The organism is Actinomycetospora sp. 2LY8.5 (assembly GCF_057180585.1).
In genome coordinates, this window is record NZ_JBXUHE010000102.1 from 1 (window position 1) to 1,475 (window position 1,475).

1 protein-coding gene is annotated in these 1,475 nt (G+C 68.7%); it reads left to right on the forward strand.

The annotated features are described in order from the left end of the window. Positions 1 to 142 precede the first annotated feature (142 nt). Positions 143 to 1,435 carry an IS256 family transposase gene (locus AC2A1K_RS35585; protein ID WP_483901068.1) on the forward strand — a complete coding sequence of 431 codons (1,293 nt, stop codon included), beginning with the start codon at positions 143 to 145 and terminating at the stop codon, positions 1,433 to 1,435. Positions 1,436 to 1,475 lie beyond the last annotated feature (40 nt).

The window sequence follows — 1,475 nt, forward strand, 5'->3', positions numbered from 1 at the left end:
GGGCCTGTCAGATGGTCTGTGTACGAAGATCAGCTGGAGCTGAAGGAGTACACAGTTGACCGTGGCTGAAGATCGGCAGGATGGGCATCCGTTGGGGGTGTCGGCGGCGCCGGAGGGGTCGGCACGTGCGGCGATCAACGAGATGCTCGATGCTGGGCTGCTCGACGAGGTGATGGCCCGGGCCGGGGACGGCGGACTCGCGCTGACCGGCGAGGGCGGCTTCCTCCCCGAGATGATCAAGGCGGTGCTCGAGCGCGGGCTGGCTACCGAACTGACCGAGCACCTGGGCTACGAGAAGGGCGATCCGGCGGGCCGGGGCTTGCCGAACTCGCGCAACGGCACCACGCCCAAGACCCTCAACACCGAGCTCGGCCCGGTCGGGCTCGACGTGCCCCGGGACCGGACCGGCAGCTTCGAGCCGCGGCTGGTCCCGAAGGGCTCGCGGCGCGCCGGCGGCCTCGACGACATGATCATCTCGCTGTACGCGGGCGGGATGACCGTGCGCGACATCCAGCACCACCTGGCGCGCACGGTGGGCACCGAGCTCTCCCACGAGACCATCTCCAAGATCACCGACTCGGTGCTCGAGGAGGTCAAGGCCTGGCAGTCCCGGCCGCTGGAGGAGATCTACCCGATCATCTACCTCGACGCGCTCGTGGTGAAGGTCCGTGACGGCCACCAGGTCCGCAACCGCTCGGCGCACATCGCGGTCGGGGTGGATCTCGACGGGGTCAAGCATGTGCTGGGGATCTGGGTCCAGGCCAGCGAGGGCGCCAAGTTCTGGGCCGGGGTGTGCGCCGAGCTGCGCAATCGCGGGGTGCGCGACGTGCTCATCGTGTGCTGCGACGGGCTGACCGGCTTCCCCGAGGCCGTCGAGGCCACCTGGCCGCAGAGCACCGTGCAGACCTGCACGGTGCACCTGATCCGCGCCGCGATGCGGTTCGTGTCCTACACCGACCGCAAGCGTGTGGCCGCGGCGCTGCGCCCGATCTACACCGCGCCCACCGTGGAGGCCGCCGAGACCGAGCTGCTGGCCTTCGCCGAGTCCGACCTCGGCAAGCGCTACCCCGCGGCGGTGGCGACCTGGGAGAACGCCTGGGAACGGTTCATCCCGTTCCTGGCCTTCCCACCCGAACTGCGGCGGATCATCTACACCACGAACTCGATCGAGTCGCTGAACTACCAGCTCCGCAAGATCATCAAGAACCGGGGGCACTTCCCCAACGACGACGCGGTGATCAAGCTGCTCTGGCTGGCCATCCGCGACATCGAGGACAAGCGCGCCCGCGAGCGCGCCAAGGAGAAGGGCCTACCCGCCGACCAACGCAAAGCCCCCGGGCACCTGGTCGAAGGCGGCGTCGTCCAAGGCTGGAAACCAGCCCTCGGCGCCCTCGCGCTGGCCTACCCCGACCGCATCGGCCCCTACCTCACCTGACCACCGACAGATCAACTTACACAGACAGATTGACAGGCTC